General features: G+C 59.9%; 15 protein-coding genes. 4 read left to right on the top strand and 11 right to left on the bottom strand.

Going from position 1 to position 16,759, the window contains the following annotated elements; genetic code table 11:
• Window positions 1-333: 333 nt before the first annotated feature.
• The 4 genes from ACR0KM_RS13910 to ACR0KM_RS13895 are packed head-to-tail and all read left to right on the top strand — an operon-like array spanning window position 334 to window position 5,107.
• Entirely contained in the window at window positions 334-2,724 is a 2,391-nt protein-coding gene (locus ACR0KM_RS13910) for an ATP-binding protein (RefSeq protein ID WP_480858956.1), read from the top strand.
• Window positions 2,721-3,332: a response regulator transcription factor gene (locus ACR0KM_RS13905; protein ID WP_480823697.1), complete on the top strand. Its 612-nt coding sequence runs from the start codon at window positions 2,721-2,723 to the stop codon at window positions 3,330-3,332. The genes ACR0KM_RS13910 and ACR0KM_RS13905 overlap by 4 nt, the downstream gene beginning before the upstream one ends.
• Window positions 3,329-4,078, top strand: coding sequence for a phosphate/phosphite/phosphonate ABC transporter substrate-binding protein (locus tag ACR0KM_RS13900; RefSeq protein WP_480858958.1), 750 nt, complete (start codon window positions 3,329-3,331; stop codon window positions 4,076-4,078). The genes ACR0KM_RS13905 and ACR0KM_RS13900 overlap by 4 nt, the downstream gene beginning before the upstream one ends.
• A 6-nt stretch (window positions 4,079-4,084) precedes the next feature.
• Window positions 4,085-5,107, top strand: coding sequence for an aldose epimerase family protein (locus ACR0KM_RS13895; protein WP_480858960.1), 1,023 nt, complete (start codon window positions 4,085-4,087; stop codon window positions 5,105-5,107).
• Here the strand turns inward: ACR0KM_RS13895 and ACR0KM_RS13890 are convergent.
• The 11 genes from ACR0KM_RS13890 to ACR0KM_RS13840 all read right to left on the bottom strand — a co-directional run bounded on the left by ACR0KM_RS13890 (window position 5,087) and on the right by ACR0KM_RS13840 (window position 16,683).
• Window positions 5,087-5,539, bottom strand: coding sequence for an SRPBCC family protein (locus tag ACR0KM_RS13890; RefSeq protein WP_480823704.1), 453 nt, complete (start codon window positions 5,537-5,539; stop codon window positions 5,087-5,089). The two genes, ACR0KM_RS13895 and ACR0KM_RS13890, sit on opposite strands and share 21 nt — an antisense overlap.
• A 107-nt stretch (window positions 5,540-5,646) precedes the next feature.
• Window positions 5,647-6,456 carry an XdhC family protein gene (locus ACR0KM_RS13885; protein ID WP_480858962.1) on the bottom strand — a complete coding sequence of 270 codons (810 nt, stop codon included), beginning with the start codon at window positions 6,454-6,456 and terminating at the stop codon, window positions 5,647-5,649.
• Window positions 6,457-6,468: 12 nt separating this feature from the next.
• Window positions 6,469-7,659, bottom strand: coding sequence for a vWA domain-containing protein (locus ACR0KM_RS13880; RefSeq protein ID WP_480859264.1), 1,191 nt, complete (start codon window positions 7,657-7,659; stop codon window positions 6,469-6,471).
• On the bottom strand, window positions 7,659-8,525 hold the full coding sequence (locus ACR0KM_RS13875) for an AAA family ATPase (RefSeq protein WP_480858963.1): 867 nt from the start codon (window positions 8,523-8,525) through the stop codon (window positions 7,659-7,661). The genes ACR0KM_RS13880 and ACR0KM_RS13875 overlap by 1 nt, the downstream gene beginning before the upstream one ends.
• Window positions 8,526-8,626: 101 nt before the next feature.
• Window positions 8,627-11,044: an aerobic carbon-monoxide dehydrogenase large subunit gene (locus ACR0KM_RS13870; RefSeq protein WP_480858965.1), complete on the bottom strand. Its 2,418-nt coding sequence runs from the start codon at window positions 11,042-11,044 to the stop codon at window positions 8,627-8,629.
• Complete coding sequence (locus ACR0KM_RS13865) at window positions 11,041-11,535, bottom strand: (2Fe-2S)-binding protein (protein WP_480823712.1); 495 nt, start codon at window positions 11,533-11,535, stop codon at window positions 11,041-11,043. Before ACR0KM_RS13865 ends, ACR0KM_RS13870 begins: the two co-directional genes overlap by 4 nt.
• 12 nt (window positions 11,536-11,547) lie before the next feature.
• The gene (locus ACR0KM_RS13860) at window positions 11,548-12,381 is read right to left on the bottom strand and encodes an FAD binding domain-containing protein (RefSeq protein WP_480858967.1); all 834 of its coding nucleotides are present in this window, start codon (window positions 12,379-12,381) and stop codon (window positions 11,548-11,550) included.
• Between the two features lie 139 nt (window positions 12,382-12,520).
• Window positions 12,521-13,603 (bottom strand): MHYT domain-containing protein, encoded by a 1,083-nt coding sequence (locus ACR0KM_RS13855; protein WP_480858969.1) that lies wholly within the window; start codon window positions 13,601-13,603, stop codon window positions 12,521-12,523.
• 77 nt (window positions 13,604-13,680) lie between these two features.
• On the bottom strand, window positions 13,681-14,679 hold the full coding sequence (locus ACR0KM_RS13850; protein ID WP_480858971.1) for an ABC transporter substrate-binding protein: 999 nt from the start codon (window positions 14,677-14,679) through the stop codon (window positions 13,681-13,683).
• Window positions 14,658-16,025, bottom strand: a complete 1,368-nt coding sequence (locus ACR0KM_RS13845; RefSeq protein WP_480858972.1) for a sensor histidine kinase — start codon at window positions 16,023-16,025, stop codon at window positions 14,658-14,660. The genes ACR0KM_RS13850 and ACR0KM_RS13845 overlap by 22 nt, the downstream gene beginning before the upstream one ends.
• Complete coding sequence (locus ACR0KM_RS13840) at window positions 16,015-16,683, bottom strand: response regulator transcription factor (protein WP_480823722.1); 669 nt, start codon at window positions 16,681-16,683, stop codon at window positions 16,015-16,017. Before ACR0KM_RS13840 ends, ACR0KM_RS13845 begins: the two co-directional genes overlap by 11 nt.
• Window positions 16,684-16,759: the final 76 nt, after the last annotated feature.

The following is a 16,759-nucleotide window of genomic DNA, read 5'->3' as shown; positions in this document are numbered from 1 at the left end:
CCACCGGTCGGATAGTAAACACCCGTCACACCACCCGTCCCAATCGTGATAAACTCCTCAGCATAAACAGCCGGCGCGAGAAAGGCGGCGGTTACAGCCGCTGTGATTGAAGATTTATTGAGCACTTTGACACTCCTGTTGTCAGTCTTTTTTGATCCTTATGGGAATGCCTGATCGACCCAAAACATGGTTTTGGAATCAGCCACCCAGATGCAAAAGATGAAAGCGAAACCAATCGGCGCGTGTCTATACGGTAGATTACGTATAGGCTTGGGGGCCTGGACGCGGGCATCATGACCCGAGCCTATCCGCAACCACCATCTGGACCGAAGATTGGACACCACAGCGCAACAGGAATTCCGTCGGGATCAGGCCGAACCCGCCCGCAGACGCAGGTCGCTGCGCGCGACCCTGGCCTTATGTCTGGCGGGGCTGCAGTTTGTGGCGGTGCTGTCGGTGACATTGTCGACCTTTGTCAGCTCGGAAAACGCGCTGTTGCGGCAATCGCGCATTTCGCTGAACGAGGTCAGTGTCAATGTCATCGGTCAGGTTAAAAACTTTCTGAACCCGGCGCGGCAGGTGCTGGATGCCACGCGGCGGCTGGCGGAAAACGATGTGCTGGACATCAACGATACCGCCGCGCTGGAGAGCCATTTCTTTCAGCAATTGCAGGTGGCCCCGCAGCTGGCCGGGATTTATCTGGCCGATGAAACCGGGCGCTTCGTCTATGTGATGCGCACCGAAGAACCCGGTCGCTACCGCACCAAAACCATCCCGCCCTTTGCGCCCGAGATCACCGAACATCCGGCGGATTTCCAATGGCGCAACGACCGTTTTACCCTGTTGGAAACCGCCGAGACCCAGACCGACACCTATGAGGCCCGCACCCGTCCGTGGTTCACGATGGTCGATGCCGCGAAAGCCCCGATCTGGACGCAGCCCTATATCTTCTACACGACCCGCCAGCCGGGGATCACCTATGGCGTGCCGGTGTTGGACGACGCGGGCGAAATCCGCGCCATTCTGGGCATCGATATCCAGATCGATGCGCTGTCGGGCTTTCTGCTGGACATCTGGTCGGACCGGCGTGGCGCGGCACTGGTGCTGAACGAGGATGGCTCGGTTCTGGCGCATCCGACATTGGTTCTGATCGATCAGGATGCGGATTTCGACAATCCGGAACTGCCGATGGTGGACCAGATCAACGACGCTTTGGCACGTCAGGCCTTTGGCACGTTAGTGCGGGAAGACAACGCCGGTGTCGACGGCCCGGTTCACACGGATTTCGAACTGGACGGGCAGGACTATGTCGCAATGCTGATCGACGTGTCGGAACCCGGCCTGAACTGGCTGATCGGACTTTACGCCGCCGAGGACAATTTCATCGGCGAGATCAAGAAAAACCGGGTGCAGGGCATCTGGATTGCACTGTCGATCGCGATCCTGACCGGCGCTATAGGTCTGGCACTGGCCGACCGCATTTATGCCCCGGTACGCAACTTCGCCAGCCAGACACAGCGCCTGTCCAGCGGCGAGATCACGCCAGACGAAGGCGTCCACAACCCCTATCGCGAGCTTGAGGACAGCGGTGCCGCGATGGCGCAGGAGGTGCGGCAAAGGCAACGGTTCGAAACCGCCTATGGGCGTACATTTGATCTTGCCTCACGCGGGATGGCGCAGATCTCGCCCGAGACCGGGAAGTTCCAGCGGGTCAACGAACAGCTTTGCGATATCATGGGCTATCAGCCCGGTGAGCTGGAACAAATGACGCTGGCAGACACGCTGCCCGATGATGGCCAGCAAATCGCGGTGAAGTTCCGCGAAACGCTGCTGCAGGATTCCGAGTTCATCGCCGAAACTCCGTTTGTCCGCAAGGATGGCTCGACCATCTGGTTGCGGGTGAATGCGATCCTGATCCGCGATGAAAACGGTGTGCCGGACCACGCTGTTGCGATTGTGGATGATGTCAGCGACCGCAAACAGGCCGAGGACGAGGCCAGCCGCCTCAGCCGTGATCTGTCGCATGTGGCGCGGGTGAACCTGATGGGCGAGATGGCCTCGGGGCTGGCGCATGAGCTAAACCAGCCGCTCAGCGCGATTTCTTACAATGTGGATGCGGCCAAGATCACGCTTGAGGAAATCGGCGATCCCGACCCGGAGCTGAACCAGATCCTCAGTGACATCGACCGCCAATCGCGTCGTGCAGGGGATATCATCCGGGCCCTGCGCGAGGTGGTCCGCAAAGATCGTGGGCGCCAGACACCGTTCGAGTTGAACGGCTTGATCCGGCAAACCGTCACCCTGATGGAGGCCGAGGCCAAGCTGCATGACATCAAACTGCAATACGCCGAGGCCACCCTGCCCCCGGTTATCGGTAACCGGACACAGATTGCGCAGGTGCTGGTCAACCTGCTGCGCAATGCCATTGACGCGCTGGCGCGTCATCCATCGGAAACAGGCCGGGTCACCATTTCAACCCAGATCACCCCGGAAATGGTCGAGATCCGGGTCGAGGATAACGGCCCCGGCGTCGATCCCGCTGTCACCCTGTTCAATACTTTTGACACCCAAAAGACCGATGGGATGGGGCTGGGTCTTTCGATCTGCCGTACCATCGTGAAAGCCAACGGCGGACAGATCTGGCACGACCCGTCCGAGGGCGCAGGCGCGCGGTTCTGTTTCACCCTGCGCCGCAGCGACCAGAACACCGAGGGGACGTCATGACCGCGTTGACCGTCTATATTGTCGATGACGATGACGATGTTCGCATCGCCCTGTCGCGCTCTCTGGGCAAGCGGGGCATGTCAGTGATCCACTTTCCGGATGCCCAAAGCTTTCTGGACAAGGTTGAAGACGATGCTGCGGGCTGTCTGATTCTGGACTATGGCATGCCCGGCATGGACGGGCTTGAGCTGCAGGATCATCTGGTTCGGCAAAACTCGACCCTGCCAATCATCTTTATCTCGGGCCATGGGGGTATCCCGGAATCGGTGCGGGCGACCAAGGCGGGCGCGATTGATTTTCTGGAAAAGCCCTTTGACCTGACCGTTCTGATCGAACGCATCGAAGCCGCATCCGAAGTCGGCGCCCGGCTACGTGCCGAAAAAGCCCGGCGGCAGGAATTGGCGGACAAGCGCGCCCTGCTGACCGAACGGGAAGAGCAGGTGCTGCATCATATCCTGACCCATCCTGCCCGCACCTCAAGCAAAGAGATCGCGGTTGAGCTGGGTATCAGCCCGCGCACCGTGGAAATCCATCGCGGTCGGATTCAGCAGAAGGTTGGAGTGAAAACCACCATCGAGCTGTACGAATTGTTCGGGCAAATGCAATGATCGCAAGCCTGATGATGTACGCCCGACCCCAGCTTGAGGGCGCGCATGACCGGTATTGGGATCTGATTCGCGAAAACCTGAACCGCGCCGGGATCGACAGCCCTGCGCGTCTGTCCCAGCAAGCAGACGAATTCTCGGTCTGGGAATCGCCTGATCTGGTGCTCAGCCAGACCTGCGGTATGCCCTATCGCACATGGTTGCACCACAAGGTGACACTGGTCGGCACCCCGGACTACGGACTTGAGGGCTGCGCGCCGGGGTACTACCGCAGCGCATTTGTCATCCGGGCCGACGATCCGCGCGATAATCTGAGCGCGTTTCAAGAGGCGGTGTTCGCCTATAACCAAACCTTCTCGCAATCCGGTTATGCCGCGCCCTACTGGCATCTCGAACCGAAAGGGTTCTGGTTCCGCAACCGTGTCCAGACTGGCGGGCATGTGACCTCGGCGCGCCAGGTGACCGACGGGCGCGCGGATATCGCTGCGCTGGATGCGGTGTCATGGCGGTTGATCCGCACCCATGAAGACTGGGCCTCGGGCCTGCGTGTTCTGGACTGGACCGCGCCCACACCGGGCCTGCCCCTGATCACAGGCAAGGGCAATGACGCGCAGGCGATCTTTGCCGCAGTCCAGACAGCCATTCAGCGTCTACAGACATCTGATCGAACAGCGCTCGGGCTTAAAGGGATCATCCGCATCCCAGCCCAGCGCTATCTGGCGGTCCCCAACCCGCCCGACCAGGTTTGACCGATCATGTTGCACCACCCCAATGTCAGCTCCTTCGGGCACATGCCAAACGGCGCTCAGGTCTATCGCATTGAACTGGAGAAGGACGGGCTGCGCGCCTGTATCCTAACCTATGGCGCGACGCTGCAAGACCTGAGGCTGGACGGAACAGACCACCCCCTTGTTCTGGGCTGGCCCAGCCTTGAAGGCTATGTTGACAGCAATGCCTATTTCGGTGCCATCGTGGGACGATTTGCCAACCGGATCGGCGGGGCGCGGTACCAAATCGACGGTCGCATCAGCCACACGGACCCCAATTTTCTAGGCCAGCATACTCTGCACGGCGGCTCTCAGGGCAGCGCCCGTCAGCTCTGGCAGGTGGATGCGGTCAGCAAAGCCGCTGCGACGCTGTCGCTTGAGATGCCGGACGGCCATATGGGCTTTGCCGGGGCTCTGAGGGTAAAAGCGACCTATTCGCTACGGGCAGACCACCGTTTGCACCTGTTGATTCAGGCCGAATGCGATCAACCCAGCCCCTGCAGTTTTGCACCCCACAGCTATTTCAACCTTGATGGTAATCCAACCATCTCCGCGCACACGCTTCAGATCAACGCGCGCAGCTATCTTGAGGTTGACGAAGCATTGATCCCAACCGGCGCACAACAACCCGTGCAGGATACGCCGTTCGATTTTCGGACGCGTCGTCCGGTTGGAACCCAAGCGATAGATCACAACTTCTGCACGTCCGACACGCCGCAGGCTTTGCGTCCCGTGGTGTCACTGACTGGTCCTGAAACGGGGCTTTGCCTGCATCTCGCCACCACCGAGCCGGGATTGCAGGTCTATTCCGCCGCCGGTTTTGACGAAATAGATCGCACCGGTCTGAACGGCCATTGCTACGGTCCTTTTGCAGGTCTTGCGTTGGAACCTCAAAGCTGGCCGGACGCCCCGAACCAGCCCGGCTTTCCATCTGCCATCCTGCGTCCGGGATCGTCTTACCGCCACGAGACCCTGTTTCAGATCACAAGGTCACGAGACGGTCTGCTCTGAAACAACCTCGCCGAACTTGGTGAAGAATTTACCCGACAGCTTTTTGGCCGTGCCGGCAATCAAACGGCTGCCCAATTGCGCAATCTTGCCGCCAATATCCACTTTGGCGGTGTAGGCAAGCACGGTCTCATCCCCGTCCTCGGTCAGCGTCACGTCTGCGCCCCCCTTGGCGAAACCGGCAGCGCCCCCCTTGCCTTCGCCCGTCAGCGAAAACCCGTCTGGCGCATTCGAAGTGTCAAGCGTGACCTCGCCCGCGAATTTCGCTTTGACCGGCCCGATCTTTAAAACCACCTTCGCCTCAAGCTGGTTCGGCCCCGCCTGCGTCAGCTCTTCACATCCGGGAATGCACTCGCGCAGCACATCGACGTTGTTCAGCGCTTCGTAAACGACATCACGCGACGCGTTGATGCGGATTTCATCACTCAGTTCCATATGCTCGTTCCTTTGATCAACAGCATCTCGGGTAGACGCGCAGCGCCTCTTCGGTCGCTTCCTTTGTGGTCAATTCCGGACGCGCAGGCCAGACCGCACGCACCCATTTACGCAAGTTTTTCATCATCGCAGCTCTCCGTTGATGAGTCGGTGTTTCGCCAGCGCACAATCTCGGCCAGAATCGAAAGTGCGATTTCATGCGGATCCACCGCACAAATATCCAACCCCGCCGGCGCCTTCAGCTGCGCGGCACGATGCGCGTCCAATCCGCGCTCGACCAGCTTATCACACAGCACCTTTGCCTTGCGACGGCTGGCCACCATCGAAACGCGCAATGCAGGTGATTCCAATGCCGCCTGCAGCGCGATGCCATCGCCGTTGCCCTGCGAGGCGACCACGACGAAATCCCGCGGCTCAACGCCCAGCGCTGGCAGATCTTCCGCGTCAAATCCGATCTGGCCCGTGTGTTCTGATCCCTTGGGGACACATACCCGCAAGCCCGCCAAACTGGCATGCGCAGCCAAGGCCGACGCGATAGGTGTATCGCCGAAAATCACCAGCCGCGGTGCATGCTGATACGGCTCAACCAACAGATCGACCGTCCCGCCGCTTGGGCATCCGCTCTTGAAAGTCTGCACGCCGTCGGGGTCTGCCATCGCCACCACCTTGTCAGAAGGTTTCACACGGATCATGCCGGATTGGCCGCTGTCCAGCGCAGATTTGGCCGAGGCCCGGACCGCGCGTTGAACGCAGGCCCCGCCCAGATGACCCAGTATCCGGCCATCCCGCGTGATCGCCGCCTTCGCCCCCGCCTTGGCCGAGGTCACATCCGCCGTGCGCAAAACCGTGGCCACGCAGAAGCTTTCGCCGCTCTGGCGGAGCTCTTCAATCGTGTCGAATATGTCGAGACCAGGCATGCAGGCGTCCTTTCACAACTTGCGAAACTGAGGTTCAAGGGCGGCAAGCGCCTCAAGCGTATTGGCGGGCAGATGCGCATCCAGATGCGGTTGCGCAGCACGCATTGCCGCCGCCACGGGCGCGTAGCTGTCCCACCCCTTTAGCGGGTTCAGCCAGACGATCCGGCGCGCCTTGCGCCTGATCCGCGCCAGAACCGCGCCCAACGCATCGGGGTCTGAACTGCAATACCCATCCGACAGGATCAAAACGATGGTGCGCCCATTCAACGCCCGCGCGCCATAGCCGTTCAGAAAGCTCTCAAGACTGCCCGAGATATCAGTGCCGCCGCCGAACCCTTCGGCCATCAGCGACAGACGGCCTGCCGCCCGCAGCGTATCGTGATCCCGCAACGCATCCGTGACCCGCATCAGTCGCGTGTGGAACAGGTAAGCATCCGCTTCGGTACCGCTGCCGATCAGGCCCTTCAGAAAAGCCAGAAACACCCGCGAATACACCGTCATGGATCCGCTGACATCACACAGGGCAACGATCCGCATCGGGCGCGGTGGGCGCGCGCGCCGATAGAGGTCAATCGGTTCGCCCCCCCGCGCAAGGCTGGCCCGCTGAATGCGTCGCATGTCCAAAGCAGGCCCACGCAACGCCTGCTTGCGCCGCCGGGACCGGCGGTCTCGAATGGCGCGCGCAATGTGTATTGCAGCGCTTTCTGCCTGTTTTAGACTCTGTTCATCCATCAACTCACGCAAATCCCGGCGCGACAGATTGGCCGTTCGGGTCGCTATCAGCTTCCCGTCCATCCCTTCGGCCTCTCCATCGCCCGGATCAGGAGTGGTGGCTTCCTGATTGTCGCCCGTTCGGTCGTCTTCTGTGCCTGCTTCCGCACCTTGCCAGATCATCGGTTTGGAAGATTGCACCCGCACATGGGTGTTTTGCGCCACACCGTCGCGTTGCTTTCCGGCGTTGAACCAATACGCATCAAACAGCGCATCAAAACGCCGCCAGTCTTCAGCATTTCCAGCCAACAGGGCGCACAATGCCTGCCGCGCCTGATCGGCATTTGTAGCATCGGTCAGCGATAACGCGGCCAGAGCGTCCCCGGTCTCCTGCGGTCCAACCTTCAGCCCGTTCATGCGCAAATGTGCAACAAAGCCCGACATCCTGTCGGCCAGCCCCGCAGCCCGGGATGGAAAGCGCGTCACCTGCATCACGCGACCTTCCCGATCAGACGATCCATCAGCTCGGGCGGCGCAGCATCATAATCCGCCGCAGTCTTGAGAAGGCAGACAAGCGTCGCCTGAACCTCTTCGCGCGATTTAGCCAGATCGTTGACACCTAAACCGGACAGCGCTGCGGCCCAATCCAGCATCTCGGCCACGCCCGGCACTTTCTCCAGATCTTCTTGCCGCAACGCTTGAACAACGCCAATGATCTGCCGGGCCAAAATACCTTCGACGTCTGGCATTCGCGCCCGCAGGATGGCCATCTCAGTCTCTTTTGACGGGTAATCCAGGAAACTGTACAGACACCTGCGCCGCAGTGCATCGGACAAGTCGCGCGTTCCGTTGGCCGTCAGGACAACGATCGGGCGCACCCGCGCTTTGACCGTGCCCAGCTCGGGGATCGTTATCTGAAAATCCGAAAGGATCTCCAACAAATACGCTTCAAACTCTTCATCAGCGCGGTCGATTTCATCAATCAGCAAAACCGGCGGCTCATTCTCAGAAATAGCCTCTAACAATGGCCGTTTCAGCAAATAAGCATCCGAGAACAACTGCGCCTCACCAACGCCTCCATCCTTTTCCCCAGCCCGGATCGCCAGCAACTGCCGCTGATAATTCCATTCATAAATCGCATGGCTCGCATCCAACCCTTCGTAACACTGCAACCGGATCAGCCGAGCCTCAAGCCAGGCCGCCATCGCCTTGGCCACCTCGGTCTTGCCGACCCCGGCAGGACCCTCGAGCAGCAAAGGCCGCCCCAAGGCCTGCGCCAGATGCAACGCCATCGCCAACCGATCATCGGCGACATAGCCCTGTGCGGCCAACCCGTTCTGCACATCACTCAAAGTCAAAACCAGGATCCATTCTTCATCTGGCCAAAAAATATCCCGGGGGTCCAAGGGGGCAGAGCCCCCTTGCCTGATCGGACCGGCCCAAGCCGGTCCGACCCCAATCACCCATGCATCCCCAACCCATTGGCGATCTTCCAGATCCGCCAATGATCATGCGGCATATGGCTTTGAACCAAGCCAAAAGGACGGAACGCATCATGCACCGCGTTCGAGAAACAGGGCACTCCCCCGACATTCGGGCTCTCACCGACGCCTTTCGCCCCAATCGGATGATGCGGAGACGGCGTCACCGTATAGTCGGTGATATAGTTTGGCGTCTCCCACGCGGTTGGCAGGAAGAAGTCCATCAGCGTGCCCGTCTTCACATTGCCCATGTCATCATAGGCAATCTCTTGACCCATTGCGATGGCCAGCGCCTCGGTCACACCTCCATGAACCTGCCCGTCGATGATCATCGGATTGATCCGTGTGCCGCAATCGTCCAGCGCATAGAATTTCCGGACATCCCACTCGCCGGTATCCACATCGATCTCCATGACGCAGATATAGGCCCCGAACGGGTAGGTCATGTTCGGCGGGTCATAGTAGCTGACGGCCTCCAGACCGGGCTCCAATCCAGGAATCGCCTGATTATAAGCAGCGAAGGCGATTTCTTTCATGGTCTTGAACCGCTCGGGCGCGCCTTTGACGGAGAACCGATCCACGTCCCATTCGACATCGTCGTCGTGGACTTCAAGCAGATATGCGGCAATCATCTGCGCCTTGGCGCGGATTTTGCGCGCGGCCATCGCCGTTGCTGCACCCGCCACGGGGGTTGACCGAGAACCGTAGGTCCCAAGACCGTAAGGTGCCGTGTCCGTATCACCTTCCTCCAGCGTGATATCATCAGCGGGCAGGCCGATCTCGCTGGCGATGATCTGCGCAAAGGTCGTGGCGTGACCCTGACCCTGCGAGATCGTCCCCAGCCGCGCGATGGCAGACCCCGTTGGGTGGATGCGGATTTCGCAGCTGTCGAACATACCAAGCCCGAGGATATCGCAGTTCTTCACCGGACCAGCGCCGACGATTTCAGTGAAATGGGTCAGACCAATGCCCAGCAGCTTGCGGGTTTTGCCGGCCTTGAAGTCCTCGACCCGCTGCGCCTGTTCGGCCCGCAGACCGTCATAGTCCACGGCCTTCAGCGCCTTGTCCCAGGCGGTGTGATAATCGCCCGAGTCATACTCCCACCCCAGCGCGGACTGATAGGGGAACTGATCGGCCTTGATGAAGTTTATCCGGCGCAGCTCGGCCGCGTCCATGTTCAGCTTGATGGCCAGAACCTCAATCATCCGTTCGATGAAATAAGCAGCCTCGGTCACGCGGAAGGAACAGCGATAGGCCACCCCGCCCGGAGCCTTGTTGGTATAGGCGCCATCTACGGCCAGATAGGCAGTGGGAATGTCATACGACCCCGTACAGATGTTCATGAACCCCGCCGGGAATTTGGTCGGATCGGCACAGGCGTCAAAGCCGCCATGATCTGCCGTAGTGTGACACCACAGACCAGTGATCTTGCCGTCTTTGGTGGCCGCGATCTTGCCCTGCATCCAGTAGTCGCGGGCAAAGGCGGTGGACATCAGGTTCTCCATCCGGTCCTCGATCCATTTCACCGGCTTGCCGGTGACAATCGAGGCCACGACCGAGCAAACATAGCCCGCATAGGCCCCAACCTTGTTGCCAAAACCGCCACCGATATCGGGGCTAACAACCCGAATGTTGTGCTCGGCGATGCCAGAGATCAGCGACACAACCGTCCGGATCGCATGCGGGGCCTGAAACGTGCCGTAGAGCGTCAGCTTTCCGGTCACCTTGTCCATGCTAGCCACCGAGCCGCAGGTCTCGAGCGGGCACGGATGGGTGCGGTGGTAATAGACCATCTCTTCGGCGACCACGTCAGCTTCTGCCAGAATGGCCTCGGTCGCGTCCTTGTCGCCCTGTTCCCAGGTGAAAATGTGGTTGTGATGCTTACGCGGCCCGTGCGCACCTTCGGTCTGGCCCTCAAGGTCTTCACGCAGGACCACATCGGATTTCAACGCCTCGAACGGATCGGTCAGAACAGGTAGTTCTTCGTATTCGACATCGATCAACTCGACGGCATCGGCTGCGATATAGCGGTCTTCGGCGACGACAAACGCGACCTCTTGGCCCTGGAACAGCACTTTGCCGTCGGCCAGAACCATCTGCTTGTCACCGGCCAGCGTTGGCATCCAATGCAGGCCCAGCGGGGCCAGATCCTCGGCTGTCAGAACAGCGATCACGCCGGGCATCGCCAAGGCGGCCTCTTTGTTCACGCTGACGACGCGGGCATGTGCGTAGGGGGAGCGCACGAAGTCGCCGAACAGCATGCCGTCCAGCTTGATGTCGTCGACATAATTGCCCTTGCCTTGGGTAAAGCGCACATCCTCGACGCGTTTGCGCGAGCTGCCCATGCCTTTGAGGTTGGCGGCGCGTTCTTCGGGGGTCAGTGTCTGGTCGTTCATTCCGCGGCCTCCTTCTGAGCGTTCAGCATGTCAGCCGAGGCCGAGATTGCCTTGACGATGTTCTGGTAGCCGGTGCAGCGGCACAGGTTCCCGGCCATGCCGAAACGAATTTCTTCCTCGGTTGGGTTCGGGTTTTCCTGCAGCAAACGATGCGCACGAGTGATCATGCCCGGTGTGCAGAAGCCGCATTGCAGCCCGTGATGTTCGCGGAACATTTCCTGCAGAACACCAAGGCTGCCATCCTCATTGGTGAGACCTTCGACCGTGGTGATATCGGCCCCATTCACCTGCGCCACGAAGGTGGTGCAGGATTTGACGGATTTACCATCAATATCCACGGTGCAGGCGCCGCAATGGCTGGTTTCACAGCCAATATGAGGGCCGGTGATTTTCAGGTCTTCCCGAAGGAAGTGGATCAGCAACGTGCGCGGCTCGGCCAGACCTTCGACCTCCTTGCCGTTCACGGTGAGTTTGACGTGCATTTTTGACATTGTTTCCTCCCCTCAACGCGCGCGGCTTTGGGCGCGGTCGATGGCGCGGCGCAGCATCACGGCGGCCACGTGTTTCTTGAATTCGACAGGCCCACGGTTGTCGGCGACGGGCTCGATGGCGTCCAACATCGCTGCAACGCAGCCATCCACATCGCCAGCGGCCAGCGCAGCACTGGCCCCTTCGGACCACACAGGCGTATCGGCCAGATTAGTCATCGCGACCGAGGCGGTGCCGTTGCCCACCATCACGGCAGCGGCGGCGGTGGCATAATCGCCGATCTTGCGTTTTTGCTTTTCATAGGCCTGCCCAACGCCCGCACCCGGCACAGGGATCGAAATCCGGGTCAGGATTTCTTCGTCCTCGCGGGCGGTGAAATACGCAGCCTCGTAAAACTCACGAGCGGACACGCTGCGGTTGCCATCGGGACCAGACAGGTCAAATGTTGCGTTGAGGCATTGCATCAGCCCCGGCATGTCGTTGCCCGGGTCTCCATTGGCCACGTTGCCGCCAACCGTGCCGACATAGCGCACCTGCGGATCTGCGATCTGCAACGCCGCCTCGCGGATCAGCGGAATGGCCGAGGCGAGGCCATCATGTGTGATCAGCTCATGCTGTGTGACCATCGCGCCAAGGGTCACGGTATCGGACCCGACCTCAATGCCCTTGAGTTCGTCTATGGCCTGAAGATCGATCAGGTGGCCCATCTCGGCCATGCGCAGCTTCATCATTGGGATCAAGCTGTGCCCGCCCGCGATCACGCGCGCTTCGTCTCCGTGTTCCTGCAAAATGCCGATGGCCGAGGCGATATCGCCTGGCCGGTGATACTCAAAACCGGCTGGTATCATATTTTTCCTCCCTGGGTCCGAGCGGTATGCCTTGGGGGACCTGCGGAAAGGAAAAGACGCCAGGATCAACGGTTCCAGCCAATGGGAACCGGCCGCGCAGCTTGTTTCACGAAATGCGAATAGGCTGCACCAGTTGCGATCAGAGACCCAGCGCCTCGCGGATGTCATTCAGGCGGGATCGGCTGACCGGCACTTTCGCCAAGGCATCGACACCATCGAAGTAGCAGGTGCCATTGTCCTTGTGCCGCTCAAAGCCTGAGACATGCCTTGGGTTCACCAGATAGCTGCGATGGGAGCGCAGAAAGCCGTCGGGAATAAGCCGTGTCTCGGCTTCGGTTATCGACCAGGGGCAGAACAGTTTTTCAGCCCCCATATAAAGCACCGTGTAATGCCCTTCGGCCCGTATGGCGGCGATGCTGGAGGGTTCGGTGAAAAAGGTTTGCCCCTCGCGCTCAAAGGGCACCCCAGCGCGCAGCGTTGCGGGTTCCGGCGCGGGCACTTCAACGGGCTGCTCTTTTGGTTCGATGAATGAGATTCCGGTCAGCAGAAAGGCGCCGCAAATCAGAAAGACCGAAACGGTGACCCCCATTGCCAGAACCTGATTGTCCAGCGCGGGCCCTGCACCGGCGGCACTGTCGCTGGCCACAAAATCCGTCAGGCCGGTCGCGACGAAATGCATGGTGAACACGGCCAGCCCGAAACAGACCGTCCCAAGCAGGATGTTGCGCTGTGTCCGGTTGCCATAGGCAACCCAAATGGCCGCCACAGACAGCATCACCGAGGCCAGCGTCGCCAGAACAACGTCCAGCGCGTTATAGACCGGGCGGCACAGCTGCATTCCGGCCATGCCGATATAGTGCATCACCACAATCCCCAGCCCGACGATCACGCCGGACCCGATCATGATCTGAGGCGTGCGCGGACGGAAATGCAGCAGCAGCAGCGCCAGCCCCACCATCAGGATCGCCACCAGTGCTGAAATCAGTGTGATCAGAGCGTCATAGTAGAACAGGATCGGCAGTTGCAGCCCCAGCATCGCGACAAAATGCATCGACCAGATGCCGCCACCCAGAATGACCGCCGCCAGCGCCACCACCAGCTTGCGCCGCTGGGTATCCAGCCGCGACGCGCCGTGGGTCAGATACAGACCAGTAAAGCCCGCCATCAGTGCCACGGCCAATGACGCTGCGACCAGCCAGGCGTTATGGGAATAGTCCAGCATTCGGGTTATGGCGCCCTCCCCCGGCGCGAGGGCGACGTTAGCAAACGCTATCGCTTACCACAATCGGCGCGACCCCCTTACTGGATAACAGCGTTTTCCCAGGCCGAGATAAACTTTCTGCGTTTCAATACATCCAGATAGGTCAGCAAAGCCGGGTTCAATCCGATGGCTTCCTGCGCTCCGTCAACGGATGCCGACAAAACGGGCAGGGGCGCATTTTTAGAAGAATGTGCGGCACCCGCGATCAGGTAGCGCACAAAGGCCTCGGCAGCCTCGGGCCTTTGCGTTGCGTCCGAGACCATGACCGTTCTCATCATTGTCGTCTGGAAATCGGACGGCAGTACAATCTCAAGCGCATCCTTGCCTTCGGTCTGGACCGCCGCGTAGCTGCCCAGCACGTTGTAGGCGACCAGAATCTTGCCATTCGCCAGATCACGGATCATGTCACCGGAGCAGCAATACAGGCGCACATCCAGACCGCCCATGACCTCCATCAGGCGCCAAAAGGTTTCTGACGCGCGCGCGTCCTGCGTGGCGAACAGGTAGCCCAGCCCGGATTGCCGCACATCATACGTTCCGACCTTGCCCCGGAAGGTTTCAGGCCGTTCCCGCATCGCTTCGATCAGACCCTGTCGGGTGTCCGGGATGGGCTGACCGGCAAAGGCCGCACGGTTGACCACGATGGTCGCGGGCTCGGAGGTGAAGGCAAACAGGCTGTCGTGCCACTGAGCCCAGTCGGGCCCCGGCATATCGTCCAAAGGCAGCGCAAAACCGTCATTGGCCAGCTTCAGCTGCAGGTCCATCGCACTGGAAATGACGACATCGAATGCGTCGGGCGTTGACCGCACGCGGTCATAGATATCAGCCGTGCCAGAAACCAGATATTCGACACTAATCTCTGGATATTCGGCGACAAATTCTTCGATGAAGGGTGCAAACAGAACCGTATCGGTGCTTGATATGACTCGCAGAGGCGCGCCCGTCGCCCCGTCGTTGAAAAGCTGCCTGTCTTCCCAGTCCTCGGCCATGCCGACACAGGGCAGCAGCAACAGGCTCAGAGCGATAAGGTAACGCATGCGCCGCCCTCTGGTTGGTTGGTCAGGACAAGCTTGCCGCCATGCGCGGTTGCCACGTCCTGGACAATGGTCAGACCCAGCCCCGAGCCGATCGTGCCGGTGGCGTTCTGGCCCCGCTCGAACCGGCGGGTCAGCGTGCCGATCTCATCAGGAGGGAACCCGGGGCCCCAATCCCTGACGCTGATCTGCGGTTGAGGCGATGCGGTCACGTTGATCTCAACCGTGCTGTCTGGGGGTGCGTATTTCAGCGCATTGTCCACCATGTTACGTACCGCGTTCTGCAACAGGATCGGATCACCTGAATACGCGACAGCGCTGTCACCCGTCAGAGACAACGACAGGTCTTTCATTTCGGCAATGGGTGTCAGCCGCTGCACAAGCTCTTGCGTCAGGGCGACAAGATCAAGATCCTCGCGCTCCAGATGATCGGCCCGGAAGGTGATCATGGCATGATCCAAAAGCTGCCCCGCCGCCCGAGAGCTTTCGTCAATCGCCCGAACCATTGCGCGCAGCGCTTCGCGGTTTTCCTTGCGTTCGACACGGTGCAGGGTCGCCTCGGCATAGGATCGGACGGTGGCAAGCGGCGTGCGCACCCGATGTGCCGCCTCGGCGATGAAGTCTTCGGATTGGGTCAGGGACTGGTCCAGACGCCCCATCAGCGAATTCAGGGATGTCACCAGTGGTGCCATTTCCTTGGGCACCGATTTTCTGAACGGGCTCAGGTCCTGCGGCCCGCGACGGGTCACGGATGTCGTCAGCTTGTTCAGTTGCCCGATGGTCGCGGACGTCACCCAAAAGGACAGGGCCGCCGTCAGCACAAAGAACCCAAGCCCCAGAAACGCGGCATTGCGCGAGATCTGATCCAGCGTTTCGGACAGGGCATCCTGCGTCTGGGCAAGCACAACGTCAATCTCGGTCTGTCGACCAAGACCCACCAGAGTGCGGCTGGCATTCACCTGCCTTATGCGCTCGCCGCGAATTTCGCCTTCATCGAAGGACCACGTTCCATCATCCGTATTCTGGGCGACCTGAAGATCCTCATAACCCGTTAAGAATGCGCCATCCTGAAAGATCGCATAAAACACCCGATCATCCGATGGCGTCGCCAGCATCGAGAACGCGGCGTAGGGGATATCGATCTCAAGCTGACCATCGCGCAGCGCGGCTGCATCAAGGATGGAAGAAACTGATGCACCAAGGATGTTGTCCTGCCCCTGTTGCGCCACCTGCACGGCGTAGCTTCGAACGGCGAAGAACAACAAGATGGCCAACAGGGCCGCACCGCTGATCAACGTCAGCACCAGCCGATTTCTGAGCGATCCTGAAACAGCCGGGCTAACCGTCATGATCCAGCCTATAGCCCAATCCGCGCAACGTGGTGATCTTCAATTCGGACTTCTCTAGGTGCTTGCGCAACCGGCCCACATAAACCTCGATCGCGTTGTCCGAGACATTGTCGTCGTAGGAAAACAGCCGGTCAGCCAGCTTTTGTTTCGAGAATACCTGACCCGGTGCGTTGATGAACAGTTCCATCATCCGCAATTCGCGGTTGCGCAGGGATATGGTCTCACCCTGGACGCTCAGATGGCCGGCGACCGGGTCAAAAACGATCCCGCCGACCTCGATCCGTGATTTGGCGATCCCGGATTTGCGCCGCAGAACGGCGCGGCAACGGGCCTCAAGCTCGGCATGGTCAAAGGGCTTGGTCATGTAGTCGTCAGCGCCCAGATCAAGCGACCCGATTCGATCCGAAACCTGGCTGCGGGCGGTCAGAACGATGACGGGCGTGTCAGGATCACGGGCCCGGTGGCGTTGCAGAAAGTCCCGGCCATCGCCGTCGGGCAACATGATATCCAGCAGGATCAGGTCGTATTCCTCGACCTCGGCATAGGCGGTCGCATCATCCAATTTCGCTGCATGATCAACAACATGGCCATCCAGACGCATTCGGGCGCACATCGCGTTTGCGAGATCAAGATTATCTTCGACCAGTAGGAATTTCATCAGGGATCGGGCGTATCCTAACGCGTGACAGGTTGATGTCAGGTTCGTGTGTTTAAACTTCCCGATAATCTGAGCC

Source organism: Ruegeria sp. G10 (genome assembly GCF_056533645.1).
This window is presented reverse-complemented; position numbering and strand designations above follow the sequence as displayed.